2 protein-coding genes are annotated in these 1,412 nt (G+C 70.8%); one reads left to right on the top strand and one right to left on the bottom strand.

Features of this window, described 5'->3' with window-relative positions:
- The first annotated feature begins 604 nt into the window (after positions 1 to 604).
- Positions 605 to 871, top strand: coding sequence for a hypothetical protein (locus tag G6R24_RS20920; protein ID WP_163550830.1), 267 nt, complete (start codon positions 605 to 607; stop codon positions 869 to 871).
- 332 nt (positions 872 to 1,203) lie between these two features.
- Here G6R24_RS20920 and G6R24_RS20915 read toward each other — a convergent pair.
- Positions 1,204 to 1,412, bottom strand: a 209-nt coding sequence (locus G6R24_RS20915; protein WP_163550829.1) for a GyrI-like domain-containing protein, incomplete at its 5' end; no start/stop codon positions are given.

The following is a 1,412-nucleotide window of genomic DNA, read 5'->3' as shown; positions in this document are numbered from 1 at the left end:
GGCCGGCACGAACGGCACGCTCCCACCCGGAGGCGACACCAGCGCATAGTCACTGTCAGCGACCTGATGCGACCAGGAGTCAGCAGTGCTGTCACTGTGGGGAGCCATCACCACGATCTCGCCCACGCCTCCGTCGCCCGTAGAGATGATCCGTGCACGCATCGCCTGCACTTGCATACGCTTGACCACACAGCGTCTGCAAGTCAACCCATTTAGACGAATTTGTGGATGTGGCGTGCTGGTGACGAGCGATGCGCTGTGGTCCCGTACGCCGGCCGTCCCGAGACGCGGAACCCGCGCACCCGGACCCGGCTCGCCGGCGTCCACCGCGGGCCGGACCAACCCTCGGAGGTTTCCATGCCCGAGGGCGGCAGCGCAGTCCACGAACCCGGCGCTATCCCGTCGGATGTCCCGAACCCCAGGCGGCGTGGTCTCGGCGGGAACCCGGCACCGAGTAGCTGCTGGTCGTGGTGCTGGCGGTCCGGGCACACAATCCGGCGTCAACCTGGCGGGAACCCGGCAACACCGCCGGCCGCTGGCTGCCACCATCAGGTCCGGGCAGCGTTATCCCGCCCGTATGAGCTCGCCCTCAGGAGAGCGCCGCATGAGCGACCTTGACCCCGCACGCCTCGGCCGTCTGCTGGCCCGCGCCTACCGGCCGGGGATCGCTTTGCCTACCGACCTGCTCGACCAGCCCGAGCTGCTGGACCTGCTCGCCCCGGGGCGCCCTCACGGGGACGGGGAGCATCCGGTGTACCGGGCGCAGCGGGCACATCGGCTCCTCGTGTCCGCTGTCGCCTCGCTGCGTTCCCCGCACTGCGACGTGCTGCGGGCGCTGCTCGACCTCGAGGCGCCACCCGCCGGCCGCTGAACCTCACCGAACGCCGAGAACGCGCCGGAACCTACTTCAACGTCGCCGGTGACACCTTCCGGCGTCACCACGAACCCCGCCACACCCAGGCCCTGGCCGCGGAGATCTACCGCCGACTCAAAGCCGCCGCCGACACCGCACGACCCGCGCCGCCGGCGGCACGGGAAGGCGGAGACGAGCTGACGATCCCCACACGAGAAAGGGCACCGCGGTCCGCACCGCCCGCCGCGTCCACCTTCACACCCCGGCCGTATGCCTGACCCCGCGGTGATGGACGGCTCCGCGCCACGGAAGGGGGTGGCGCGTTCCTCTCGGTGGGGTCCGGTGGGGTGCTACGCGCGGGTGACGGGCTGCTGGATCTCGGTGATCCAGGAATCGGGGTCGGTGGGGGAGCAGGCGAGGCTGATCTCGCGGCCGGGGCCGGCGTCGCGGTAGCCGGCGTTCTCGATCCAGACGGCGAGGGCCTGGTAGGTGGGCAGGCAGTCGTCCATCGAACCCTCGTGGATGACGGTGGCCGCCTGCTCGACGGCGGGGAGATCCA

The organism is Candidatus Frankia nodulisporulans (assembly GCF_902806475.1).
GTDB classification, from domain to species: Bacteria; Actinomycetota; Actinomycetes; order Frankiales; family Frankiaceae; genus Frankia; species Frankia umida.
This window is presented reverse-complemented; position numbering and strand designations above follow the sequence as displayed.